The 24582-nt window shown below is 67.8% G+C and carries 23 protein-coding genes, 1 pseudogene and 1 riboswitch; of the genes and pseudogenes, 11 read left to right on the top strand and 13 right to left on the bottom strand.

Features of this window, described 5'->3' with window-relative positions:
• Positions 1-85: 85 nt before the first annotated feature.
• From cobO to cobW, 3 genes are read right to left on the bottom strand one after another with little or no spacing between them, the layout of a single operon-like run.
• Positions 86-745 carry a cob(I)yrinic acid a,c-diamide adenosyltransferase gene (gene cobO / locus VF194_RS12100; RefSeq protein WP_330891311.1) on the bottom strand — a complete coding sequence of 220 codons (660 nt, stop codon included), beginning with the start codon at positions 743-745 and terminating at the stop codon, positions 86-88.
• Complete coding sequence (gene cobN, locus VF194_RS12095; protein WP_330891309.1) at positions 742-4530, bottom strand: cobaltochelatase subunit CobN; 3789 nt, start codon at positions 4528-4530, stop codon at positions 742-744. Before cobN ends, cobO begins: the two co-directional genes overlap by 4 nt.
• Positions 4531-4554: 24 nt before the next feature.
• Complete coding sequence (cobW, locus tag VF194_RS12090; RefSeq protein ID WP_330891308.1) at positions 4555-5601, bottom strand: cobalamin biosynthesis protein CobW; 1047 nt, start codon at positions 5599-5601, stop codon at positions 4555-4557.
• 91 nt (positions 5602-5692) lie between these two features.
• A riboswitch (cobalamin riboswitch) is annotated at positions 5693-5916 on the bottom strand.
• A gap of 85 nt (positions 5917-6001) precedes the next feature.
• On the opposite strand from cobW, the gene VF194_RS12085 reads away from it, so the two are divergent.
• Positions 6002-6631, top strand: coding sequence for a HupE/UreJ family protein (locus VF194_RS12085; protein WP_330891306.1), 630 nt, complete (start codon positions 6002-6004; stop codon positions 6629-6631).
• A 38-nt stretch (positions 6632-6669) separates the two neighbouring features.
• On the opposite strand, the gene VF194_RS12080 is transcribed toward VF194_RS12085, so the two are convergent.
• The 5 genes from VF194_RS12080 to VF194_RS12060 form a co-directional block, all read right to left on the bottom strand.
• Entirely contained in the window at positions 6670-8043 is a 1374-nt protein-coding gene (locus tag VF194_RS12080; RefSeq protein ID WP_330891304.1) for a hypothetical protein, read from the bottom strand.
• Between the two features lie 253 nt (positions 8044-8296).
• Positions 8297-9625 carry a hypothetical protein gene (locus VF194_RS12075; protein ID WP_330891303.1) on the bottom strand — a complete coding sequence of 443 codons (1329 nt, stop codon included), beginning with the start codon at positions 9623-9625 and terminating at the stop codon, positions 8297-8299.
• 474 nt (positions 9626-10099) lie between these two features.
• On the bottom strand, positions 10100-10621 hold the full coding sequence (locus VF194_RS12070; RefSeq protein WP_330891301.1) for a hypothetical protein: 522 nt from the start codon (positions 10619-10621) through the stop codon (positions 10100-10102).
• A gap of 22 nt (positions 10622-10643) precedes the next feature.
• The gene (locus tag VF194_RS12065; RefSeq protein WP_330891299.1) at positions 10644-11180 is read right to left on the bottom strand and encodes a response regulator; all 537 of its coding nucleotides are present in this window, start codon (positions 11178-11180) and stop codon (positions 10644-10646) included.
• A 146-nt stretch (positions 11181-11326) separates the two neighbouring features.
• Complete coding sequence (locus VF194_RS12060; RefSeq protein WP_330891297.1) at positions 11327-12754, bottom strand: penicillin-binding protein activator; 1428 nt, start codon at positions 12752-12754, stop codon at positions 11327-11329.
• Between the two features lie 49 nt (positions 12755-12803).
• Between VF194_RS12060 and rsmI the strand changes: the two genes are divergently transcribed.
• From rsmI to VF194_RS12025, 7 genes are all read left to right on the top strand, one after another.
• Entirely contained in the window at positions 12804-13733 is a 930-nt protein-coding gene (gene rsmI, locus VF194_RS12055) for a 16S rRNA (cytidine(1402)-2'-O)-methyltransferase (RefSeq protein ID WP_330891295.1), read from the top strand.
• Positions 13723-13977 (top strand): YraN family protein, encoded by a 255-nt coding sequence (locus VF194_RS12050; RefSeq protein WP_330891293.1) that lies wholly within the window; start codon positions 13723-13725, stop codon positions 13975-13977. Before rsmI ends, VF194_RS12050 begins: the two co-directional genes overlap by 11 nt.
• Before the next feature lie 63 nt (positions 13978-14040).
• Positions 14041-14667 (top strand): BON domain-containing protein, encoded by a 627-nt coding sequence (locus tag VF194_RS12045; protein ID WP_330891291.1) that lies wholly within the window; start codon positions 14041-14043, stop codon positions 14665-14667.
• A gap of 4 nt (positions 14668-14671) precedes the next feature.
• Complete coding sequence (locus VF194_RS12040; RefSeq protein ID WP_330891289.1) at positions 14672-15496, top strand: transglutaminase-like domain-containing protein; 825 nt, start codon at positions 14672-14674, stop codon at positions 15494-15496.
• Between the two features lie 29 nt (positions 15497-15525).
• Positions 15526-16482: a glutathione synthase gene (gshB, locus tag VF194_RS12035; protein ID WP_330891287.1), complete on the top strand. Its 957-nt coding sequence runs from the start codon at positions 15526-15528 to the stop codon at positions 16480-16482.
• Positions 16483-16774: 292 nt separating this feature from the next.
• Positions 16775-17905, top strand: coding sequence for a DUF2336 domain-containing protein (locus VF194_RS12030; RefSeq protein ID WP_330891285.1), 1131 nt, complete (start codon positions 16775-16777; stop codon positions 17903-17905).
• 18 nt (positions 17906-17923) lie between these two features.
• A complete protein-coding gene (locus tag VF194_RS12025; protein ID WP_330891283.1) occupies positions 17924-18757 on the top strand; it encodes an alpha/beta hydrolase family protein in 834 nt (277 codons plus the stop codon).
• A gap of 2 nt (positions 18758-18759) precedes the next feature.
• Here the strand turns inward: VF194_RS12025 and VF194_RS12020 are convergent, their stop codons facing one another.
• From VF194_RS12020 to VF194_RS12000, 5 genes and pseudogenes are all read right to left on the bottom strand, one after another.
• Positions 18760-19902 carry an alanine racemase gene (locus tag VF194_RS12020; protein ID WP_330891281.1) on the bottom strand — a complete coding sequence of 381 codons (1143 nt, stop codon included), beginning with the start codon at positions 19900-19902 and terminating at the stop codon, positions 18760-18762.
• A 13-nt stretch (positions 19903-19915) separates the two neighbouring features.
• Positions 19916-20320, bottom strand: coding sequence for a type II toxin-antitoxin system MqsA family antitoxin (locus VF194_RS12015; protein WP_330891280.1), 405 nt, complete (start codon positions 20318-20320; stop codon positions 19916-19918).
• A 1-nt stretch (position 20321) separates the two neighbouring features.
• A pseudogene (locus VF194_RS19820) lies at positions 20322-20589 on the bottom strand (type II toxin-antitoxin system MqsR family toxin).
• 88 nt (positions 20590-20677) lie between these two features.
• The gene (locus tag VF194_RS12005) at positions 20678-21070 is read right to left on the bottom strand and encodes a PaaI family thioesterase (RefSeq protein ID WP_330891277.1); all 393 of its coding nucleotides are present in this window, start codon (positions 21068-21070) and stop codon (positions 20678-20680) included.
• A 97-nt stretch (positions 21071-21167) separates the two neighbouring features.
• On the bottom strand, positions 21168-21632 hold the full coding sequence (locus tag VF194_RS12000) for a hypothetical protein (RefSeq protein WP_330891275.1): 465 nt from the start codon (positions 21630-21632) through the stop codon (positions 21168-21170).
• A 332-nt stretch (positions 21633-21964) separates the two neighbouring features.
• Between VF194_RS12000 and groES the strand changes: the two genes are divergently transcribed.
• From groES to VF194_RS11985, 3 genes are all read left to right on the top strand, one after another.
• Positions 21965-22279 carry a co-chaperone GroES gene (gene groES, locus VF194_RS11995; RefSeq protein ID WP_330891273.1) on the top strand — a complete coding sequence of 105 codons (315 nt, stop codon included), beginning with the start codon at positions 21965-21967 and terminating at the stop codon, positions 22277-22279.
• 67 nt (positions 22280-22346) lie between these two features.
• The gene (gene groL / locus VF194_RS11990) at positions 22347-23990 is read left to right on the top strand and encodes a chaperonin GroEL (RefSeq protein ID WP_330891271.1); all 1644 of its coding nucleotides are present in this window, start codon (positions 22347-22349) and stop codon (positions 23988-23990) included.
• 131 nt (positions 23991-24121) lie between these two features.
• Complete coding sequence (locus tag VF194_RS11985) at positions 24122-24508, top strand: nuclear transport factor 2 family protein (protein ID WP_330891269.1); 387 nt, start codon at positions 24122-24124, stop codon at positions 24506-24508.
• The last annotated feature ends 74 nt before the right edge of the window (positions 24509-24582 follow it).

The raw sequence follows: 24582 nt of genomic DNA, 5'->3' as shown, positions 1-24582 counted from the left end.
TTCTCGCCGCCGCCGCCCGGTCGGGGCGCTGTTCAGGCGGCGGCTTGCGAGGCCGGCTGCCGCGGGCATGACGATACGATACATATCAGAATTCGATGCCTTTCTGCGCCTTCACGCCGGCCTGGAAGGGATGCTTGATCTCGGTCATTTCGGTGACCAGATCGGCGGCCTCGATCAATTCGGGCTTGGCGTTGCGGCCGGTGACCACGATATGCAGCATCGGCGGGCGGTTCTGCAGTACGCGGACGACCTCGGCGATATCGAGGTAATCGTAGCGCAGCACGATGTTCAATTCGTCGAGGACGAGCAGGTCGAGGGCCGGTCCCGATCCGCCGTCGCCGGCGCTCCGGCAGGCCTCGATCATGCGCTGCGCCTCGTCCCAGGCGGCTTTCGCGGCCCTAATGTCGCGGGCGCGGTCCTGGGTTTCCCAGGTGAAGCCTTCGCCCATGGTCCTGATCGTCACCTGCTCGGGGAATTTCTCCAGCACGACGCGCTCGCCGGTGGCCCATTTGCCTTTGACGAATTGCACGATGCCGACCTTCATGCCGTTGCCCAGGGCGCGCACCGCCAGGCCGAAGGCGGCGGTCGATTTGCCCTTGCCCTTGCCGGTATGGACGATCAGCAGGCCTTTCTCGATCGTCTTGGTGGCGAGAATCCGATCGCGCACTTCCTTGCGCTTCTTCGCCTTCTCGTTGGCGCGGGCATTGATCTCGGCCTCGCTCAGGCCCTGGTCCTTGATCTTCATGCGGCACTCATTTTTGCAAGCAGGTCGGTGGTGCTGTTGGCGCGCGGGCGCCACAGGTTGCGGCGGATCGCCTCCTGGAAGCGGGCGGCGATCTCCCTGGCGGCGGCGGGATTGTTCTGTTCGATGAAGGCGCGCGTCTCGGCATCGCCGAGATAGGCGTCGTAGAGCAGGTCGAAATGATGGTTGCCGACCAGCCGCGTGGTGGCGGCGAAGGCGAAGAGATAATCCAGCGTGGCGGCGATCTCGAAGGCGCCCTTGTAGCCGTGGCGCTTGACGCCGTTGATCCATTTCGGATTGGCGGCGCGGCCGCGCACGATGCGGGCGATTTCTTCCTCCAGGCGGCGGATGCGCGGATTCTCCGGCCGCGAGTGATCGTTGTGGTACGCGCTCGGCTGCGCGCCGGAGGCATAGCGCACGGCGGCCATCGCGCCGCCCTCGAACTGGTAGTAATCGTCGGAATCGAGCAGGTCGTGCTCGCGGTTGTCCTGGTTCTGCACCACGGTATCGACATCGCTCAGGCGCTGCGTGAAGGCCTCGCGGTCCTCGACGCCGTCCTCCTCCATGCCATAGGCATAGGAGCCCCAGGCGATATAGGCGCGCGCCAGGTCGTCGCTGGTCTCCCAGCCGCTCTCGTCGATCAGCGCCTGCAGCCCGGCGCCATAGGCGCCCGGCTTGGCGCCGAAAACGCGATAGCCGGCGCGCCGCCTGGCCTCGGCCGCGCTCATGCCCTCCGCCATCAGCCGCGCCGCCTCGGCCTTGGCGCGGGCGGCCAGCGGATTGAGGTAGTCGGGCTCGTCCAGGGCCTGCACGGCGCGCACGGCGGCGTCGAACAGGGCGACCTGCGCCGGGAAGGCGTCGCGGAAGAAGCCGCTCACCTTCAGGGTCACGTCGATGCGCGGCCGGTCGAGCAGGTCGAGCGGCACGATCTCGAAGCCGGTCACCCGTCCCGACGCGCCCTCCCAGGTGGGTCTTGCGCCGATCAGCGCCAGCGCCTGGGCGATGTCGTCGCCGCCGGTGCGCATGTTGGCCGTGCCCCAGGCGTTGAGCAGGATGGCGCGCGGCCATTCGCCGTGATCCTGGCGATGCCGCTGCAGCAGCGCATCGGCCGAGCGCCAGCCCAGGGTCCAGGCCGCCGGCGTCGGCAGCGCGCGGGCGTCCAGCGAGTAGAAATTGCGCCCGGTCGGCAGCACGTCGGGCCGGCCGCGCGTCGGCGCGCCGCTCGGGCCCGGCGGCACGAAACGGCCCTCCAGGCCGCGCAGCAGGGTCTGCATCTCCTCCTGGCCGCATCGCAACACGGCGGGGCGCAGGCGGAAATCGATCTCGTGCAGCACCGCATGGGTATTCTCCCAATCGGGATGCGGCATACGGCGGTCGGAGACCAGCTGCTTGGCCAGGATTTCCAGCCGCTCGACGGTGTCGCCGCAACTGCGCCAGGGCGCGGCGTGGATGTCCTTCAGAAGACCGGGCCGCGGGCCGGTCCAGGGCGCGGCGAAATCGACCTCGAGCGGATCGCAGCCCAGCCCCAGATCCTCGGCCAGCGCGCGCAGCAGCGACTGATTGCCGGCCTTGCCGCTCTGGCGGTCGACCGGCCCGCGCGGCAGCCGCACCAGCGCCAGCAGAAGATCGATCAGCGCCTCGCCCTGCGGCCTCTGGCCGAAGACATGCAGGCCGTCGCGGATCTGCAATTCCTTCAGGTCGCAGAGATGATTGTCGATCTTCAGCAGGGCGGCATCGGCATCCTCGTCGGGCGCGATGTCGCAATCGGCGTCCAGGCCGATGCGGCGCGCCTCGGCCAGGATGCGGTCGGCCAGCAGCGGCAGGCGGCGGCGGTCCAGCCCGGCGGCCTCGTAATATTCATCGACGAGCTGTTCGAGGGCGGCGAGGTCGCCGTAGATCTCGGCCCGCGTCAGCGGCGGAGTGAGATGATCGACGATCACCGCCGCGGTGCGGCGCTTGGCCTGGGTGCCTTCGCCGGGATCGTTGACGATGAAGGGATAGAGCTGCGGCAGCGGGCCGAGCACGGCTTCCGGCAGGCATGCGGCGGACAGCGCCAGCGCCTTGCCCGGCAGCCATTCGAGATTGCCGTGCTTGCCGCAATGGATCACTGCATCGGCTTTGAAATCCTCGCGCAGCCAGGCATAGGCGGCGAGATAATGATGCGGCGGCACCAGGTCGGGGTCGTGATAGGTCTTGGCCGGATCGACATGGTAGCCGCGCGCCGGCTGGATCATTACCGCGACGTTGTCGAGCGGCAGCACCGGCAGGGCGAAGCCGCGCCCGCCATCGGGCATGTCGCGCAGGGACGGATCGTCCTCCGGCGCGCCCCAGCGCTCGAGGATCGCCGCCTGCACGGCGGCCGGCAGGGCGGCGAAGAAGCGGCGATAGGAGGCCAGCGGATAGCAGACGCGCGCGATGCGCTGCGGCAAGGCGGAAAGATCGTTGGTCGCGCCTTCGCGCAGGGCTTCGATCAGCCGGTTGCCGCTGACCGGGATCGCGTTCAGCGTATAGCCGGCGTCTTTCATGGCGCGCAGGATGCGCACGGCGCTTTGCGGCGTATCCAGTCCGACGCCGTTGCCGATGCGGCCGTCGCGGTTCGGATAATTGGCCAGCACCAGCGCCACCTTGCGCTCTTCCGGCGCCAGCCGCGCCAGCCGCGACCAGCGCGCGGCGAGTTCCGCGGTGAAGCGCACGCGGTCCTCGCGCGGCCGCAGGCGGATGATGCTGCATTCGGTGCGGCGGTCGAACTCGGCTTCCGCCTTGAAGGCGATGGCGCGCGACAGAATGCGGCCGTCGATCTCCGGCAGCACCACCGAGATGGCGAGATCGCGCGCATTCAGGCCGCGCGTGCCCTCCTGCCATTGCGCTTCCGGATTGCTGGCGAAGACAACCTGCAGCACCGGGCAGTCGCAGGCCGAGAGCGGATCGTCCGCCTCGCCCTGGCCGATGGTCCTGTTCGGACTGCCGACGGCGAAGCTGGTCGCATTGATGATCACGTCCGGCGGCGCCTGCTCGAGCAGGGCCGAGACGATATCGGCGGACAGCCGGTCCTTCAGGCTGGTGACGTAGATCGGCAGCGGATTGAGGCCGGCCGCGCTCAGGCTTTCGATCAGCGCATCGACCGGCGCGACGTCGCCGGCCTGCAGCAGCGCGCGGTAGAAGACGATGGCCGCCACCGCCTGCGGCGCCGCCCCGCGCCCGGCGCAGATCGATTGCAGCAGGCCGAGGTCGGGATCGGCATGGCCCGGCCAGTACAGCCCGGCGGGCGGCAGCGGCCTGGCCGGCGCATAGGCCATGTCGCGGCCGATCAGCGTCGCGGCGAAGGCCAGCGCATTGGTCAGGTTGGCGACGCCGCCTTCGCGGAAATAGGCGAAAAGCCGATCGCGCGCGGCATCGTCGATGGTGGAAAAGCCGTCCAGGCCGGGATCGGGCTGGCGGTCGCCCGGCAAAATGGCCAGGGCGATATTGGCGCTGCGGCACAGATCGCTCAGGCGCTCGACGCCGTAGGTCCAGTAGCTCTGGCCGCCGAGCAGGCGCAGGATCACCAGCTTGGCATGGCGCAGGGTCTGCTCGACATAGAGATCGACCGAAAAGGGATGGCTGAGCTGCAGGAAATTGGCCAGCCGCAGGCTCGGCGCATCCGGCGGCTGCGCCGCATGGGCGGCGCTCAGGGCGGCCAGTTCGCTATCAGCCGCGCTCAATACCACGATATCGCCGGGCGACTGCCTGAGGTCGACGGCGCCTTCCGCCGTCGCCGCGCCGCCCGGTATGGCATTGAGCAGATGCACGCGCGCCGTCTCCCCAGTATGGCGTCAGGCTTCGAGCGCCGCGCGGATCGCCGCCTCGTCGAGGCCGGCCCGGCCGATCAGCACCAGTCTGGTCGCCCGCGTTTCGCTGCTGTCCCAGTCGCGATCGTAATAATGGCTCAGCCGCCCGCCAACGCCCTGCAGCACCAGCCGCATGGTTTTGCCGGCGATGGCGGCAAAGCCCTTGATCCGCAGAATATCATGGGTTGCGATCAACGGCGCAAGCCGCGCGATCAGCGCCTCCGGCGCCGGCTGCTCCGGCAGGGTGACGGCGAAGCTGGCAAAATCGTCGTGATCGTGTTCGCCTTGCTCCGCATCGTGATGGGATTTGCGCGCGGCGAGATCGTCTTCCGCCGCCGCCTGCAGGCCGAGCAGGATTTCGGGCGCGATCTCGCCATGTTGCACCGGCAATGCCTTGACGCCGGGCCGCAGATGCGGGGCGATGCGTGCGCGCACCAGCGCCTGGCCCGCCGCGTTCAGCAGATCGGCCTTGTTCAGCAGCACCAGATCGGCGCAGGCGAGCTGATCCTCGAACAATTCCTCCAGCGGGTTGTCGTGATCGAGATTGGGATCGGCCGCCCGCTGCGCGGCGAGCGCCGCCTCGTCATCGGCGAACCGGCCCTCGGCGACGGCGGCGGCATCGACGACAGTGATCACGCCATCGACGGTGCTGCGCGCCTTGACGCCCGGCCAGGCGAAGGCCTGCACCAGCGGCTTGGGCAGGGCCAGGCCGGAGGTTTCGATGACGATATGCTCCGGCGGCTGCGGCCGGTCGAGCAAGGCCTGCAAGGTCGGAAGGAAATCGTCGGCCACGGTGCAGCACAGGCAGCCATTGGCCAGTTCGACGATGTCGTCCGCGCCGCAATCGGGCGCGCCGCAGCTTTTCAGCAACTCGCCGTCGACGCCGACTTCGCCGAATTCGTTGACGATCAGCGCCAGCCGCCGGCCTTTGGCATGGCCGAGCAGATGGCGGATCAAGGTGGTCTTGCCGGCGCCGAGGAAGCCGGTGATGACGGTGGCTGGGATTTTCCGGGCAGATGTCGTCGTCGTCATAAAGGCAGCGCCTGACTCGCAAACGCCGTCGCAAAGCAGCCTGGCGGTTTTGCCGCGGGCCTGACGCCGGCACACCCCGTCCGGCGGCTTCGCTCCGACCGATGCGATGGCAGGTCTCCGGGCTCGCGGGTTGTCGCCGCTCATGCGCCTTCCCGGCGCGATGCGCGCCAGTGGCCTGTTGCATGGGGCTCGCCGCCTACCGTAGCGGGGGCTGCCGCGGCTTGGGCTGAGACGTAAAATCCGCCGCACCGCGTTCCCTTTTCATCGCTTCCGCCTTCGAAAAGGCCTCAGCGAACCATCGCGCGGGACCGTAAGCCTGCCGTCATGACTTGTCAAACGCGCCGCGCTTGGGCAAAAGGGAAGCGGTGGGCCGCCCTAGATTCGCAGAAAGGTTAAGCATATGTCCTTGATCCGCAAGCTCATGCTGCCTGCCCTGACGGCCGGGTCCGCCGTTGCGCTGAGCCAGCCCGCCTTCGCCCATGTCGGCATCGCGCCTGCGGGCGGTGCCGCCGGTTTCGGCAGCGGATTTGCGCATCCCTTCAGCGGTTTCGACCACCTGCTGGCGATGATCGCGGTCGGCCTCTGGGCGCTGCAGCTCTCGGCGCGCGGCGAGCGCCGGGCCTTGTGGCTGCTGCCGCTGGCGTTCGTGCTGCCGATGGCCGCCGGCTTCGCGCTCGGCTTCGTCGGCCTCGCCCTGCCCGGCGTCGAACTCGGCATCGCGGTTTCGCTGCTCGCCTTCGGCCTGCTGGTCGCGCTTGCCGCCCAGCCGCCGCTCTGGCTCGCCCTGCTCTGCACGGCGGCGGCGGCGGTCTTCCATGGCCATGCCCATGGCACCGAACTGCCCGTCGCGGCGCAGGCCGGCATGATGCAGGCGGCGCGCTATGCCGCCGGCATGCTGGCGGCGACCGCCCTGCTGCATGCGGGCGGCATCACCGTTGCGGCACTGGCGCAGCGCCTTGCGCGGCCGCAGCTCGTCCGCCTGGCGGGCGCCGGCATCGCCGTGCTCGGCATCTTCGTCCTCGTTCACTGAACGGGCTTGCCGCCTCAGACCCGCCCGTCTGGGAGTTTCTAGATGTGATATTCCGGACCGGGACGGCCTGGGCCCGTTCCTGGCGCTGCCGTTCCTGGCGCTGCCGGCTCTGATCCCGCCGCCGGCAGGCGCAGATGCCATGGCCTGAAGAGATGGCTGGCGATCCGCCGGCCCAGCAGCCGCTCGACCGACCGGGTATTGAACAGGTAGCGGGTGATGCCGCGGCCCTGGAAGCGGCGGATGCCGAGCCGCAGGCCCTGCCCGATCGCGTCGGGATGATCGCAGCGCGTCAGCACCAGCTTGTCGGCGCCGAAGCGCTCCAGAAGCGTCGCCATGGCGGCCATGCCTTCGGCGTCCGACGCCTGCGCCGCATGGCCGGCGACGGACGGCCAGATCACCTTGATGTAGGTGGCGCGGCGGGCGATCGCTTCGGGCAGCGCGGCCAGATCCTGCCACTGCAATCGGTCGAGCGCGATGCAGATGCCCTGCTCATCGAGAATGTCGGCCGCGGGGGCATAGGCCTCCGGATATTGCAGGCATTCCTGGACCGGCAGCTCCACGATCAGGTCATGGCGATGCGCCGCCTGCCGCGCGCCCGCGCCGCGCAGGCCGAAGGCGAAGCGGCGGAAATCGCCAGTGAAGATCGTGGCCAGATGCAGATTGATGCCGAGCGGCAGGGACAATGGCCCAAGGTTCTGCAGCATATGCGTCAGAACGCAATGATCGGCGAACTGCGTCGTCCGTTCGAACAGCCAGGGATGCTGCGCCAGCGGCAGGCCGAGCAGCTTTTCCACGGCGCGCATGGAGATCCAGAATTCGCGGCCGACCTTGACCGGCGCGGCATCGGGCGGAAAGAACCAGACGCTCTGCTGGCGCAGCAAAGTGGCGATATCGGCGCGGCCGAGGACCTCGCCGACGGTGATCAGCGTATCGAGCGCCTCCATGCCGGGCGGCGCGTCTTCCTTGAGGCAGAGACTGCGGTCCGGCGCCGGCGCCGGGCGTTCGGCCGCCAGCCGGCGGCAGATTTCGGCGAATTGCCAATGGCCGCGCTTGAGATCGAAGCAACTGACCTCGAAGCTGCCATGCCGCCGTTCGCGCAGGAAGGATGCCAGCCGGTTCATCTGCTCCAGGATGATCCGCGCCGTATCGCTGTCGGTGATCGCCACCACGCAGTTCAAGGCGATCGGCACGACGGCAAGCGGCCTGCCGCCGGTGCCTTCTTCGAGGAAGCGCAGCATGGCGCGGAAGAACAGCCTGTTGCCGATTTCCGGAATGCCGGAGAAATCGAACAATAGCGCCAGCCGGTCCGGCTGGCCCGGCGTTTCGTCCTCGGCGATGCGGAGCAGCGCCTGGCGCGTATGGTCCCTGGCGATGCACCTTTGGGTCAGTGCGGCCGTGTGAAATCCAACCATGGTCCTTTACCCCCAATTGCTTTCTGCCCTGACGGATTGGACGCTGTGGAAGATCCGGTGCAGACATGCCGCCTTATGCGGAATTGGCCTGCCCGGTTTGAAAAGACTGCCAATGTGGCGCCTTCGACAAAGACGGGAAACCGCCTGTTACTGCTCGGGTGATAGATCGATTCGCCGCGCCGCGGTCCTGCGGCGTCGGATTCTGCGCGCCGCCTGGCGTTGCGATGTGTCGCTGTGGCGTCGCGTTGCATGGCTAGACGCAGCTTTCCAGAGGCTGGTGCTCGCGGCGGCGCGGCGCCCGCTGCCGCGTGAGCGATTTGGCGACGCTGGTGGCGGCGATCTGCCCCAGCACCCGTTCGACCGCATCGACGCTGAACAGGAAGCGGTTGATGCCGCGGCCCTGAAAGCGCCGCACGCCCAGCCGCAGCCCGCGTTCGACCGCGTCGGGATGATCGCAGCGCGTCAGCACGATCTTGTCGCTGCCGAACCGTTCGATCAGCGCGATCATGCCTTCCGCGTCGCTGCTGTCGGCGATCCTGGCCATGTTGTCCGCCATCGACGACCAGGCGATCTTGATGTAGCTGGCGCGGCCGGCGATCGCCTCGGGCACCTGCGGCAGGTCCTGCCACAGCAGCCGGTCGAGCGCGACGCAGATCTCCTGCTCCTCGAGGATGTCGACGGCGGCGGCGAAGGCTTCGGGATACAGCACGCATTCCTGCGCCGGCAATTCCACGATGAGATCGTGGCGCCGCGCCGCGCGCTGCGGGCGCGATCCGCGCAGGGCGGTGGCAAAGCGGCGGAAATCGCCGGTGAAGATCGTCGCCAGGTGCAGATTGATGCTGTGCGGCAGCGGGAAGGGCCGGCTCATATGCAGCATATGCATCAGCACGCGGTGATCGGCGAACTGCGTGGTGCGGTCGAACAGCCACGAATCCCGCAGCAGCGGAATATTGAGCAGGCTTTCGACGGCGCTCATCGACAGCCAGAATTCGCGGCCGATCGTGACCGGCGCGGCATCGGGCGGAAAGAACCAGATGTCCTGGTTGCGCAGCAGCACGGAGATATCGGCATGGCCGAAGATGCGGCCGACAGTGATCATGCTGTCCAGCGCCTCCATGCTGGGCGGCGCCGCCTCCTTGAAACACAGCGTGCGGTCCGGCGCCGGCGGCGGCCGCTGTTCCATAAGCCGGCGGAGGACCTCGGCGAACTGGCGGTGGCCGCGCCGCAGATCGAAGCAGCTCACCTCGAACGTGCCATGCCGCTGATAGCGCAGGAAGGTCGCGAATTTCTTCATCTGCGCGAGAATGGCGCGGGCGGCGTCGCTATCGGCGATCAGCACCACGCAGTTCATCGCGACGGGCGTGACGGTCAGCGGTTTCGCGCCGGCGCAGTCTTCCAGATAGTGGATCATCGACCGGAAGAAGAGCCGGTTCTTGATTTCAGGAATGCCCGAAAAATCGAACAGCAGCGCGATGCGGTCCGGGTTGCCGGGCAGGTCCTCCGCCAGGCGCAGCAGCGCCTGCCGGGTTTCGTCCTTGGCGATGCATCTGCGGGTGAGTGCGGTGGTATGGAATCCAGCCATATTTCTTCCCTTGCAGTTGAAATCCCACCCCGGCGAACGCGAAGACTTGGATTACGCAAGCTCAGATACTGAACGGAAGGACCCCCTCGCTACTGAAACACCCCCTCGGAATCTCGCTATAGTTGCTAATCAGTTTTACGCAGAGTCAACCAAAATATTTTCCGCAAAATTAACCATTTAACCCGGTTATCCTCGTTATTCACGTATGTACTAAACTTTAGAGATATTCTTAAAAAGTCGTGGGGAGTTGTCTGCGGCTGCTCCCGCCGGACGGGTTCATCCAGCGAAAACTAGAGTAAGTTCAAATCGTTATAAGGTATGCACCGCGCCCGCCCGGTTTTCAGGCAGCCTCGGAAAGGCCGCATATATAGGCGGAAATTAGGGCAATGGGGCTGACGTGTTCTCGCGCACAGGTTGCTCTTTATGCGCGAGGAAAACGCCGCTTCCTGAGCCAGCGGGATATGGAATCGCCCGTCAGTCTGCCGTATCGCGGGCAGGGTTTTTGTATTTCGCGGTCGCCTGGCGCAAGGCCTGCAGCAGCTCGCGTTCGGTGCGGCCGCCATCGCCCTGGATCTGCCGGGCCAGCACGACGTAGAGCGCATCGATCTGCGCGGCGATGATGTCGAGCTGGATCGGCGTCGGCTGATCGATCGTCTTGACGAAATCGTTCAGTGATTTCGCGAAGGCGGTCAGCAGGGGATATTTGAACATCCCGCCCATGCCCTTGATTTCGAGCGAGAGGGTGCGCAGGGCGCGCATCGCGGTATCGGCGCGGGTATCGGCGGCGGCGACGTCTTCCAGCGCGGCGCGCAGAAGGCGCAGCTTGCCGGCCACGTCCTGGCTGAGCGCATCCGAGGCGCGCTCGACCACCTCTTCCAGCTTGCGCAATTCCTCGGGCGCCAGCTTGAGGCGGAAGCCTTTCGTGAAATTCACCGCCCGGCGCCGCAAATCCTGCGGCGGCGGCGTGAAGACCGGTTTGTGTTTCCTGGGCGCCATCTGCTCGGAATATGCGTCCGGTTCAGCCGATATCCAGTGCGGCGCGCCGCTCCGGCCCGTCGTAATCCGCGTCGCGGCGGCGGCGGCGATCGGGGCCGAAATAGGCGTCGATGCGCACGAACTGGCGCGGCCGGGCGATGGCGGCGGCCAGGCGCGTATAGAAGCCGTTCACCGTGTAGGGCTTGGCGACGAATTCGGAGACGCCGCAATCGCGGGCGCGGCAGACATATTCCTCTTCCGAATTGGCCGTCATCATCAGGATCGGCATCATGCGGTTGGGCGACTGCGCGTCGTTGCGCACCCAGTGGACGATATCCATGCCGGTGCGGCCCAGCTTCTCGTCGCTGAGCACCCATTCGGTGATCATCACGTCGATGCGGCCCATGCGCAGCAGGGTGACGGCGCTCTCGAAGTCGCGGGCGCGGTCGATATACTGGGCATCCAGCGTCATCAGCACGTCGCGCACCATCTGGCCCATCAGCCGGTTCGGCTCGACGACCAGGAAACTGATTTTCGAAAAATCGATCCGCTCGTAGTCAGCCATGCCGCCGTCGCTCATGTCCGGTCCCTTTCCCCCTGAACAGGGGTGCGGGGAAAATTCTACTAGAAAGATGCCATTAACATAAGCCCGCACAAGTAGTATATGCGGCCGGACCCGCAACAGGGGCCGTTCATTCTCGGTCGCCGCCGGCCGGACTAGCCGGACTAGTTCGTCGGCGGACCGAAGGTCGTCGGGGCCGGGTCGATCACCCGGCTGCCCTGCCGCTGCACTTCCAGGACCGCCAGGCCGCGCTCGACCACGCCGTCGATGCGGAAGCGGAAAATCCCGTCATAGCCGGCGAAACCGTCCGGATTGGTCAGCACCGCGTCGCTGTAGGCGGCCGCGCCGCCCTGCTTGGCCAGGATGCCGGCCAGGGCGGTGGCGTCGTAGGCCAGGCTGGCCAGCCGGGGCGGGCGGTGGCCGAAACTCTGCGCGTAGCGCTTGGCGAATTCGGCGAAGCCCTCCGGCGCCGGTCCGGCGAACCAGCCGCCCTGCAGGGCCGGCTCGATGCCGAGGCCCGGATCGTCCCACAGGCCGGTGCCGAGGAACTTTACCGCGCGCGGATCGATATCGAAATAGGGCAGCAGCGGCGCCAGCGCGCGCAGGCGCGCGCCGCCTTCGGGCAGCAGGATGGCGTCGACCGGGATGGGCCTGGGCGCCGCGGGATCGTCCGCCGCCGCCCCTGCGGCGCCAGACAGGGTGGCGCCAGACCGTGCCGTGCCGGGCAGGGCGGCAGCTGGCACGGTACCGGGCACGGCACCGGTTGCGGCGGCCTCGCGCGGCGGCAGGCGGCGTAGGGCGGCGGCGAAGCGCCGCACGGTCGGGGTCAGATCGGCGATATCGCCGGGATAGCGTTCCTGCTGCACCAGATCGACGCCGGCCTCGGCGCAGGCCGCCTGCGCCGCCAGCGTGACGGCATTGCCATAGGGCGATTCCGGCGCCAGCAGCGCCAGGCGGGTCATGCCGCGGGTGCGGATGAAGGAGACGATGCGCGCCACCTGTTGATCCGGCGTGAAGCCGAGCAGATAGACGCCGTTGCCGGCGACGCTGCGGTCGGTGGAGAAGCTCAGCACCTTGATGCCGCGCGCCTGCGCCATCGGCGCCACGGCGGCGGTGGAATTGGAAAACAGCGGCCCGATGATGATCTGCGCGCCTTCGGCGATCACCTGGCCGGCCGCGGCGGCGGCCTTGTCGGGGCTGCCTTCGGTATCGCGCGGCAGGAGCAGGATGCGGTCGTCGGCGAGATCGAACAGCGCCATCTGCGCTGCCTCGAACAGGGCGCGGCCGAGGCCGGCGCCGGGGCCGGACAGGGGAGCCAGGAAGCCGATGCGGATCACTTCGGTTTCGCCGGGCGGGATCAGGTTGGGCGCGCCGGGCAGCGGCTGCGTCTCGATGGCATCCGAGGAAATGGCCGGCCGCGGCAGCACCATGCCGGGCGCGGCCGGCGGCGTATTGGCCTGGACCGTGGCGCTGGGGGCGATCGGCTTGGGCCCGGCGCCGCCGAACAGCCCGGGCAGCCCGCCCTCGGACTGGCCGCTCTGGCAGCCGCCCAGCATCAGCAGGCCGAGCGCCACCAGCAGGACCGGCAGCATGGACTTTGCGGAAAGGCTCAATCTAAGGTAACTGACGCTGCACATCCCGATGCCCATGACAGACCCGATCCAGCCGCCGCCCGACGAAGATCCCGCTGGGGAAGTTTCCGCCGGGCAGGAGGCGACGCAATTCACTCCCGGCTTATATCTGGTGGCGACCCCCATCGGCAACGCCGCCGACATCACCTTGCGGGCCCTGGCCCTGCTGAAGCGGGCCGATCTCGTCGCCTGCGAGGACAGCCGCGTCAGCGGGCCGTTCCTCAAGCGCTACGGAATCCAGACGCCGTTATTCCCATACCATGAGCATAATGCGGCGAAAGTGCGGCCCCAGTTGCTGCAGAAGCTGCAGGCCGGCGCCGTGGTGGCGCTGGTCTCCGATGCCGGCACGCCGCTGATCTCCGATCCCGGCTACAAGCTGGTGCGCGAGAGCATCGCCGCCGGCATCCCCGTCACGGCCCTGCCCGGCGCCTCGGCGGTGCTGACCGCGCTGAGCCTGTCGGGCCTGCCGAGCGACCGCTTCCTGTTCGCCGGCTTTCCGCCCGCGAAGGCGGCGGCGCGCGAAAAATGGCTGGCCGAGCTCAAGCCGGTCCGCGCCAGCCTGGTGCTGCTGGAAAGCGCGCAGCGCCTGCCCGACAGCCTGGCGGCGATGGCGAAAATGCTGGGCGGCGCCCGCGAGGCGGCGGTCAGCCGCGAGCTGACCAAGAAATTCGAGGAGGTGCGGCGCGGCAGCCTGGCCGATCTGGCGGCGCATTACGCCGCGCATGGTCCGCCCAGGGGCGAGGTCACCCTGGTGATCGGCCCGCCGGGGGTGGAGGCCGAAGCCACCGCCGCCGATCTCGATGCCGCGCTGGCCGCGGCCATGCCGGGCCAGCCCCTGCGCCAGGCGATCGACATGGTGGCGGCCGCGCTCGGCCTGCCGCGCAAGCAGGTCTATGCCCGCGCCCTGCACTTGCGCGACAGCGGCAGCGATGACGGCTGAGGCCAGGCGGGATCGGCGGCGGCGCGGCCGGCTTGTGATCGCCGTCGAAGTGAAATGGCGCGCCAGTCTGAGCGCGGCCGCCGAAGCCGTGCAGATGGCGCCGCGCCGGCGCATCGCCGCAGCGGCGGCATTCTTGGCCCGGCAGGGCGATGCCGCTAGGCTGAGCCTGCGATTCGACGCCGTCCTGCTCGTCCCCGGCCGCCTGCCGCATCACATCGCCGATGCCTGGCGGCCGGAGCCGTAGCGTCGCGGGACGGCGCCGGCGCAGAGTCTGCGGGGAATCCACAGCATAGACGGGGAGTGTTTCTTGCATACCGCCATCCTCCGCCGGCCGCTGGCCGGCGCCGCCCTCCTCATCCTCCTGACCGCCGCTGCCGGCTCGCTGAGCGGCTGCATCGGCCTGGCGATCGGCGCCGGCGCCACCGCCGGCATCGCCGCCGCCGAAGAGCGCGGCGCCAAGAATGCCGCCAACGACAAGGGCATCGAACTGGCCGTCGCCGATGTGCTGTTCCGCACCGATCTGGGCCTGTACCACAAGATCGACGTGAACGTGTATGAGGGCCGCACCATGCTGACCGGAGCGGTGCAGACCCAGGAACAACATGACGAGGTCATCCGTTTGGTCTGGAGCGCGTCGGACCGCATCACCGAGGTCATCGACGAGATCCAGATCGCGCCGAGCGGCGATCTTGTCGATTTTTCCAATGATGCCTGGATTTCCAGCCAATTGCGGCTCAAGATCGCCGGCGACCGGGATATCGTCGACATCAACTACACGATCGATACGGTGAATCGCGTGGTCTACCTGATCGGATTGGCGCAGGACGAGAAGGAACTGATGCGGGTGACGGATTACGCCCGTACCATCAAGGGGGTGCGCAAGGTGGTCAGCCATGTCTGGCTGAAGACCGATCCGCGCCGCCGGCCGGTCTAGGGCGATGGATGGGCGCGCGGCGATAGAGACCGAACTCAAGGCGCTCGGCGCCGCGCCCGACGGCAGCCTCGACATCGCCGAGGCGGCGCTGCTGCTGTCCGCGCTCGATCATCCCGGCCTCGACCTGGCGCCCTATCGCCGGCATCTGAGCGACATCGCCGCCGCGCTCAGCCGCATCGATGCGGGCGCGGAGGTGGCGCCGCGCGCGATGGCGCTGGCGGCGGTGCTCGGCGTCGAATTCGGCTATCGCGGCGACAGCGAAACCTACGACGATCCGCAGAATGCCGATCTGGTGCGCGTCATCGACCGCCGCATGGGCCTGCCGGTCAGCCTGGGCCTCCTCTACATCCATGCGGCGCAGGCGCAGAACTGGCCGGTGGCGGGGCTGGATTTTCCCGGCCATTTCCTGATCCGGCTGGAAGGCGAGGACGGCATGCTGGTGCTCGATCCCTTCCATGGCGGCAGCATCGCCGCGCCGCCCGACATGAACCAGCTGCTGCATCGCCTGGGCGGCGGCAGCGAGGTGCGGCCCGAGCATCTGCGCCCGATCAGCGGCCGCGAGGTGCTGCTGCGGCTGCAGAACAACATCAAGGCGCGGGCCTGGCGCGCCGGCGATGCCGAACGCGCCGCCGAGATCCTGCGCCGCATGCTGCTTTTCGCGCCGAATTTCGCGCCGGCCTGGCGCGAACTCGGCGTCGTCGAGGGAGAGTTGGGCCGCATCCGCCAGGCGATCGCCGCCACCGAGCGGTTCATGATGCTGGCCGGCGACGAAGCAGCGAGCCTTGAGGCGGAAGCCTTCCTGCGGCACATTCGCCTGCGACTGAACTGAATTCGAATCCAAGTTGGAAGGACAGCGCCATGGTTCTCAAGGTGGCGATCCAGATGGACCCCATCGAGCATATCGATTTCGATGGCGACAGTACCTTCGTGCTGGGCCTGGAGGCGCAGCGCCGCGGCAACATCCTGTGGCATTACCTGACCCGCGATCTGAGCTTCCGCGACGGCCGCGTGCTGGCGCGGGCGCGCGCCATGCAGTTGCGCCCCGTGCGCGGCGACCACTACACGCTGGGCGAGCCCGAGCTGCTCGATCTGGCCGAGATGGACGTCGTGCTGATGCGCCAGGATCCGCCCTTCGACATGGCCTACATCACGGCGACGCATATCCTGCAGCATATCCATCCCAAGACGCTGGTGGTGAACAACCCGGTCGCGGTGCGCAACGCGCCGGAGAAGCTGTATGTCACCCATTTCGACGGCGTCATGCCGCCGACGCTGATCTCCTCCGACATGGAGGCGATCAAGGCCTTCCGCGCCGAGCATGGCTCGATCATCCTCAAGCCGCTGTTCGGCAATGGCGGCGCCGGCGTCTTCCACCTCAAGCCGGACGACGAGAATCTCGGCTCGCTGCTCGAGATGTTCACCAAGCTCAGCCGCGAGCCGGTGATCGTGCAGCGCTACCTGCCCGAGGTGCGCGAGGGCGACAAGCGCATCATCCTGATCGACGGCCGCCCGGCCGGCGCGGTCAACCGTGTGCCGGCCCGGGGCGAGGCGCGCTCGAACATGCATGTCGGCGGCCGGCCGGAGAAGAGCGGACTGACCGACCGCGAACGCGAGATCTGCGACATCATCGGCCCGCATCTGAAGCGCGAAGGCCTGATCTTCGTCGGCATCGACGTGATCGGCGGCTATCTCACCGAGATCAACGTCACCTCGCCCACCGGCATCCAGCAGATCAACCGCTTCGACGGCGTGCAGCTCGAAGCCGAGATCTGGGACGCGATCGAGGATGCGCTGGCCCGCCGGGTGATGGCGTAAGCCGACACCGCGCCGCCGGATGCGGCGGCCGTTTTGCATTTGCGCGCAGCACGTCCTGCAGTCACGCCGTCCGTGTGCAAAAAAAAGCGGCGGCGCGGCGCATGATGCATGCGTCACCTATAGCGATGCGAGAAAGTCCGCGCGGCATGCATCCAATGAGTTGTTTTCGCATACGATGGTAAGCATTTGATCTCGCAATCAACTTTTTAACCATGCGCGACTCTTTGCGTGACAATTCGCCGTCCGGTGCTATTGTCCGCCGCCATATCGAACCGGGCAGGTCGGGGCTTCGGTGTCATCAACGGCGTTTCTCAGCATTCGGGATGTTGAGCGGCTGCTGGCGGATCCTTCGCCTGCGGCGCGCGCCGACACGGCCGTAAAGGTCTCGCAGGCCTATGGCGGCCGCAGCCTGACGGCGGCCGAACGTGAGCTGGCGCTGGCGATCATCACCGCGCTGTCGCGCGATGCCGAGCTGCGCGTGCGCGAAGCGCTCGCCGAGCATATCAAGGACAATCCGGCGCTGCCCAGGCCGATCGCATTGCGGCTGGTCCGCGATGTCGCCGCCGTCGCCGCGCCGGTACTGCAGCATTCGCCGGTCTTTTCCGACGCCGATCTGATCGAATTGCTGCAATCGGTTTCGCCGCGGCATCAGGTGGCGATCGCCGGCCGCCGGCAGGTTTCCGCCGCCGTCGCCGCCGTCCTGGTCGATCGCGGCGCCGAGCCGGCGGTCGCCGCGCTGCTGTCGAATCGCGGCGCCGCGGTTTCGCCGGCGATGATGGGCCGCGCGCTGGACCGCTTCTCCGACAGCCGCGCAGTCGGCGAGGCGCTGGCCCGGCATCCGAACCTGCCGCCGAAATTCGCCGCCCGGCTGATCGCGCAGATTTCGGAGGCGATGCGCGAGACGCTGATCGCGCGCTATCAGATTCCGCCGGCGATGGCGGGCGAGATGATGCTGCAGCTGCGCGAGCGGGCGCTGCTCGGCCTGCTCGGCGAGGGTGCCGCGCCGCCGCGCCTGGCCGATCTCGTCGCCGATCTGCAGCGCCGCGGGCAATTGGGGCCGACCATGATCCTGCGCGCGCTGGCCGGCGGCGATCTCGCCTTCTTCGAGCAGGCCCTGGCGCAGCTCTGCCGCATCCCGCTGCGCAACGCGCAGATGCTGATCCACGATCCGGGCCGGCGCGGCCTTGCGGCGATCTATCAGCGCTGCGGCCTGCCGGGCGAGTATCTGCCGATGGCGGAAGCGATCGTCGAGATGGCGCGCGGCTTCAAGCTCGGTGTGTCGGCCGCCGACCGCGCCTTCTTCGTCGAAGCGGTGACCCAGCGCGTGCTGACCGATTTCGCCATGCTGTGGGACGCGCAGGATCGGCGCTGGTTCGAACGGCGCCGCTCGCGCGCCCAGGCGGCGCAGCGGATCGCCGCTTAACGTCCGACGCTCTCTGTCATGGCAAGGGAAGAAGAAACCGCTCCGCCGCCGCATGAGACCCTGCGCATCCCGAGCCGGGTGCGCAAGCCGGGCGACGGCGCGCCGCTGCAGATGGCGGCGACGCTCTATCGCAGCGACGCGGCGCCGCCGGCCGCCGGCTGGCCGCTGGTGGTGTTCAATCACGGCTCGACCGCGGCCGGCCGCCGGCCCGCCGGCCAGATGCTGCGCTTCGAGACGCAGGCGCGCTACTTCCTCGCCCGCGGTTTCGCCATGCTCTGCCCGATGCGGCGCGGCCGCGGCCAGTCGGAAGGCGAATATGTCGAGGGCTACGATCCCGATCCGCTGAAGCTGGGCGCCGGACTGCGCCATGGGCTGGACGATCTCGGCGCCGCCATCGACTTCATGCGCGCCCGGCCCGATATCGATGCCAGCCGCATGCTGGTCGCCGGCCATTCGCGCGGCGGCCTGCTCAGCGTCGCCTTCGCCGGGCAGCGGCCGGCCGGCATCGTCGGCAGCATCAACTTTTCCGGCGGCTGGATCGACATCAAAGGCGCGGCCGAGACCTTCACCCGCGACGTGCTGGTGCGCATCGCCGCCGGCGAAAACGGCGCCGGCGGCCTCGCCGCCAAAGGCCCCGTGCCGTCGCTGTGGCTCTATGCCGAAAACGACGGCGTGTTTCCGCCGGCCAGCGTGCGGCGCTGGCACGACGCCTATACGGCCGCCGGCGGCGCGGCGCATCTCTATATCTTCGGTCCGCTGGCCGATGCCGATGGTCACATGCTCCACGAGCGGCCGGCGTTATGGCAGTCGGCGGCCGACGCCTTCCTGCATCAGCTCGGATTCCGCTGGTAGCGCTACCAGCCGTTGACGCGGTCCCATTCCGCCACGACGGCATCGCCGTCGACGACGTAATAGTGCTCGTAGGCCGCCGCCGTCATGCAGGAATGGTTGGGCAGCACGCGCAGGCGGCTGCCCGGCGGATATTGCGTGAAATCGAGCGGGGCGGCTTGCGGCCCGCCGACCAGGCCATGCTCCTGATGCACGTCGTAGACGGCAAGGCCGGCGATCGGCAGGGCATCTGCCGGGCGGCAGACCAGGCCATAGCCGCTGCCCGGCGCATGTTCGTTGGCGCCGACATCCTTCGACAGCGCCAGGCCGCCGGCATCGATCAGCAGATGGTTATGGCCGCGATGATGCCCGACCACGCTGGCCAGCACCGAGACGGCGATATCCTCCATGCCGCAGGAGCCGACGCCGGCCTGGAACAGGTCGAAGAAGACGAAATTGCCCGGCCGCATCTCGGTGACGCCGGCCAGGCTGTCGGCATGCAGGGCCGTCGGCGTCGAGCCGACGCTGACGATCGGGCAGGCATGGCCGGCCGCGCGCAGCCTTTGGGCGGCGCGCAGCACCGCCAGCCGTTCCTCTTCGGCGATGCGTTTGATCTCGGCGATGCTTTTGGCGTGATAGGAATGGCCGGCATGGGTCAGCACGCCGGCAAGCTCCGCGCCGGCCGCGGTCGATGCATCCTGCGTCAGCGCCTGCGCCAGCGGCAGCAATTCGGGCGCATCCGGCGCGATGCCGGCGCGGTGCAGTCCGCAATCGATCTTGATCAGCACGCGAAAGGTCACGCCTGAAGCTGCGCCCTTGGCGGCGATGACTTCGGCGACGGCGGGATTGTCGGTGATGATCTTCAGATCGACGCCGTCCCGCATCAGGGCGGCGACCCGATCCAGCTTCTGCGGCGCGACCGGCACGGCATAGGTGATGTCGCGAAAGCCGGCTTTCGCGAAATACGCCGCCTCGGCCAGGGTGGAAACGGTGATCGGGCCGTTCTCGCCGGCGGCCAGCCGGGCCACCATCGCCGCTTTCGCCGTCTTCATATGCGGCCGCAGGCTCACGCCGAGTTCCCTGGCGCGCGCCTGCATGCGGAGGATGTTGGCCACCAGCCGCCGGCGGTCCAGCAGCAGCGACGGGGTGGGCAGGTCAGCTAACAACACCGGATGCACCCCGTCATTCCGACAGCTCCTTCAGCAAGTCCGGATGTTTGTCGAGCAGCCGGAAAAGATTGATCACGGCCGGCAACGGCTCCACCTCGGCGCGCTCGTAACGGGAAAAGGCATTATGGCCGCCGCCGGTCAGCCATGCCGCCTCTGCCTGCGTCAGATTGAGTTTCTTGCGGATGCGGCGAATCCACTCGCCGGTGCGCCGCCGCGACTTGATGACCAGATCGTCGCCGGCGGCGGCATAGCGCCGGGCGCTCTCGGCATCGAATTCGATTTCGTCGCATTGCGGGCAGCGCCAGCCGGACAGGTCGTCCAGCTTGGCCTTCAACCCCTTGCGCTCGATCACGAATGTTTCGTGCTCGAACCGCTGCATCGCAGTGCCGTCAGCGCAATGAACGCATTTGCGCGGCATCTCATCGCTCCAGCTTGTCTTTGAACTGGATAACCGGCGGTCCTGAATCATCGCGTCTGGTCACCTTGATGTAAGCGTCCCGTCCGGCCGGCGTGGGGGCGTTATAAACCTCCTGCCAGACACGGTGATCGGCGAAAGTGGCCATGGATTTATACAGCATCCCGCTTCAACCCGGCGATGACCGCCAGCATCTGCGCCGTCGTCAATCCCATGGACCGGCCGCCATCGAGCGCCGCCTTGGTGAAAGCAGCGACTCCGAGCCGCGCCACATCCACCTGAATCCCGGCGAGATCGTAATGCGGCCTGAGCTTTTCCTTCCGCCGCGCTTTTACCCTTAAAGGGTAAAAAGTCAAACGGTCACGGCCGCGCCGGCAATACGAGCTGCGTCTGCGTCACGATGGCGGCCAGCTTGCCGTCGGCGCGGCTGATCCGGGTCTGCCAGACCATGGTGGTGCGGCCGCGATGCAGCGGCGTGCATTCGGCATAGGCCGTCTCGCCGGCGGGAATGGCGGCGAAGAAGTTTGTCTTGCTTTCGATCGTCGTCGTGCCGGCGCCGTCCTTCAGGTTGGCCGCAGTGGCGATGCCGCCCAGGCTGTCGGCGAAGGCCATCACGGCGCCGCCATGCAGGATGGCCGGCCGGGTGCAGAGGTCTTCGCGCACATCCAGCTCCGCCGTCACCTTGTCGGGCGTCACCGCGGTCAGGCGCACACCCATCAGCGTGGCAAAGGGCAGGTCGTATTCGGTCGGCATGGCGGCGCTCCTCGCTCACTGGATTGCGCTGCCAGCCTGCCGCCTCGCCGCAGGCCGGGCAATGACCTTCCGGGTAATAAAATCGCCGCTGGCGTCGCTAGCGCGCCGGCGGGGTATCGCTGCCGCGCTGCCGCGCCCGCATCTCGTATTCGCGCCGGATCGTCTGGCGCTCCTGGTCGGTCCGCGCGGCATTCATCCGCGATTGGAACTGCGCCTGATCCTGCGGGCTCAGATTGCGAAAACCCGGAAAGGCGCCGCCCTGGTTGGTCCCAGGGCTGCTCCCCGGGTCGGTCGAGGGAGCATTCGGCATGCCGGGCGATGTGCCGCCGGACCGCCCGGTGCCGCTCATGCCGCCGCCCATGCCGCCTCTCGTGCCGCCGCCCGAATTGCCCGCGCCGCTGCCGCCGCCCCCTCCGCCGCCACCGCCGCCCTGGGCAACGATCTGAGCGACGAGCTGCTGCTGCGGATCGGCGGCGCCGGCCCGGGCTGCGCCAAGGCCAGTGAGCGCCAGGCTGGTGCTGGCCAGGCTGGCGGCGAGGAGAAGGGTGGCTCTCAGCGGCATGATCAACCTCTCTGCTGATGGCGCAATATCAATGGCGCGGCGCGCCTGGCGCCGCAGGCGGCAATCGAGCGAGGTCAACCCCTTCGGCGCGCGAAGGCTCCGGTTCTTGTGCCGGTCACCGTTCGGTCACAGGGCGCGGCCTTGCGGCGGGAAAAAATTATGGCGGAATCCGGGCACCCCCTCCTTGACAAGGCGTGATCGCGTGCTTAGGTGTCTGGCGCTCTCTGCCCGAGAGTGCTAACAGTCGGGAGGATTATGGGTTATCCCATTGATTTTCCTGATTCTCGGAATTTCTACATCAACTCGATGCGACAGAACTTATGGAGGATCGCATGAAGTTTCGTCCGCTGCATGACCGCGTGGTGGTGAAGCGCGTGGCCGAAGAGGAGCGCACTGCCGGCGGCATCATCATTCCGGACACCGCCAAGGAAAAGCCGATGCAGGGCGAGGTGATCGCCGTCGGTCCGGGCGCCCGGGATGAGAATGGCAAGGTGCAGCCGCTGGACGTGAAGGTCGGCGACCGCGTCCTGTTCGGCAAGTGGTCGGGCACCGAGGTGAAGCTCGATGGCGAGGAGCTCCTGATCATGAAGGAGTCCGACATCATGGGCGTCATCGAAGGCGCCGCGAAGAAGGCCAAGGCCGCCTGATTTCGGGCCCCGTCCCGTCAGGCAATCCAGACAAGCCAGATAAGCCAGATTAAGTAGGAGAAGAAACATGGCAGCGAAAGACGTCAAGTTCGGCGCCGACGCCCGCACCAGGATGCTGCGCGGTGTCGACATCCTCGCCGATGCCGTCAAGGTCACGCTCGGCCCGAAGGGCCGCAACGTCGTGCTCGACAAGTCGTTTGGCGCCCCGCGCATCACCAAGGACGGTGTGACGGTCGCCAAGGAAATCGAGCTGCAGGACAAGTTCGAGAATATGGGCGCCCAGATGGTGCGCGAAGTCGCCTCCAAGGCCAACGACCAGGCCGGCGACGGCACCACCACGGCGACCGTGCTGGCCCAGGCCATCGTGCGCGAAGGCGCCAAGGCGGTGGCCGCCGGCATGAACCCGATGGACCTGAAGCGCGGCATCGACCTCGCCGTCGAGAAGGTGGTCGAGGACGTCAAGGCCCGCGCCAAGAAGATCGCCGGCGCCAAGGAAATCGCCCAGGTCGGCACCATCTCGGCCAACGGCGACAGCGAGATCGGCGAGATGATCGCCAAGGCGATGGAGAAGGTCGGCAACGAGGGCGTCATCACGGTGGAAGAGGCCAAGAGCCTGGAGACCGAGCTGGACGTCGTCGAGGGCATGCAGTTCGACCGCGGCTACCTGTCGCCGTACTTCATCACCAACGCAGAGAAGATGATCTGCGAGATGGAGAACCCCTACATCCTGCTGCATGAGAAGAAGCTGTCGGGCCTGCAGGCCATGCTGCCGGTGCTCGAAGCCGTCGTGCAGACCGGCCGTCCGCTGCTGATCGTGGCGGAAGACGTCGAGGGCGAGGCGCTGGCCACCCTGGTGGTCAACAAGCTGCGCGGCGGCCTCAAGGTCGCGGCCGTGAAGGCGCCGGGCTTCGGCGATCGCCGCAAGGCCATGCTGGAGGATATCGCCATCCTCACCGGCGGCCAGCTGATCTCCGAGGATCTCGGCATCAAGCTGGAGAGCGTCACGCTCCAGATGCTGGGCACCGCGAAGAAGGTGACGATCGACAAGGAGAACACCACGATCGTCGGCGGCGCCGGCAAGAAGAAGGACATCGACGCCCGTTGCGCGCAGATCAAGGCGCAGATCGAGGAAACCACCTCGGACTACGACCGTGAGAAGCTGCAGGAGCGCCTGGCGAAGCTGGCCGGCGGCGTGGCCGTCATCAAGGTCGGCGGCGCCACCGAGGTCGAGGTGAAGGAGCGCAAGGATCGCGTCGACGACGCGCTGCATGCGACCCGCGCCGCGGTCGAGGAGGGCATCGTTCCGGGCGGCGGCACCGCGCTGCTCTACGCCACCCGCGCCATCGACAAGGTACGCTGCGAGAACGGCGACCAGAAGCATGGCGTCGAGATCGTGCGCCGCGCGCTGCAGGCGCCGGTGCGCCAGATCGCCGAGAATGCCGGCGTCGACGGCGCCGTGGTGGCCGGCAAGCTGCTGGAGTCGAAGGACACCAACTGGGGCTTCAACGCCCAGACGGAAGAATACACCGACCTGGTCAAGGCCGGCGTGATCGATCCGGCCAAGGTGGTCCGCGTCGCCCTGCAGGGCGCCGCCTCGGTTGCCGCACTGCTGATCACCACCGAGGCGATGGTCGCCGACAAGCCGGAGCCGAAGCAGCCGATGCCGGCTGGCGGCCCGGGCATGGGCGGCATGGGCGGCATGGACTTCTAAGTCCGGCCTCCAGGCTGACGAAAACGAGAGGCCCGGGAGCGATCCCGGGCCTTTTGTGTTGCGCCGGCGCCGCAACCGGCGTGAGATCGCCGGCGGCAGAGAGGAAAAACGGAAAGCGGAGGAACCACGCCATGCAGATGCCGCCACGCGATGCCGCCGAGGATGCGCTCGCCCTGCTGGGCGAACTGAACCAGGGCTATATCCGCGCGGTGGCCACCTCGGACGCCGCCTGGTTCGAGCGGCATCTGGCGGCCGACTTCCTCAATTCCAATCCCGACGGCAGCCTGAGCGGGCGCGCCGCCTTCATCGCGCGCATCGCGCAGCCCTCCGGCGTGCCCGACCTTGCCGTCGAGGATGTCCGCATCCGCCTGTTCGGCGATACCGCGCTGATCCATGCCCGCACGGTCTATACCCGGCCGGACGGCAGCCGCGGCGCCGGGCGCTATACCGATGTCTGGGTGCGGCAGGCGGATGACGGGCGCTGGCTCTGCGTCGCCGCCCATGTCACGCGCGGATAGCCTCGCGCGATTCCACAGCGCCGGCAGGTCTGTTTTAGCCCCGGGCCGCGCCCTATTTCGAAAGCATCGATGGC

The sequence above is a fragment of the Ferrovibrio sp. genome (assembly GCF_036381655.1).
Lineage (GTDB): Bacteria > Pseudomonadota > Alphaproteobacteria > Ferrovibrionales > Ferrovibrionaceae > Ferrovibrio.
This window is presented reverse-complemented; position numbering and strand designations above follow the sequence as displayed.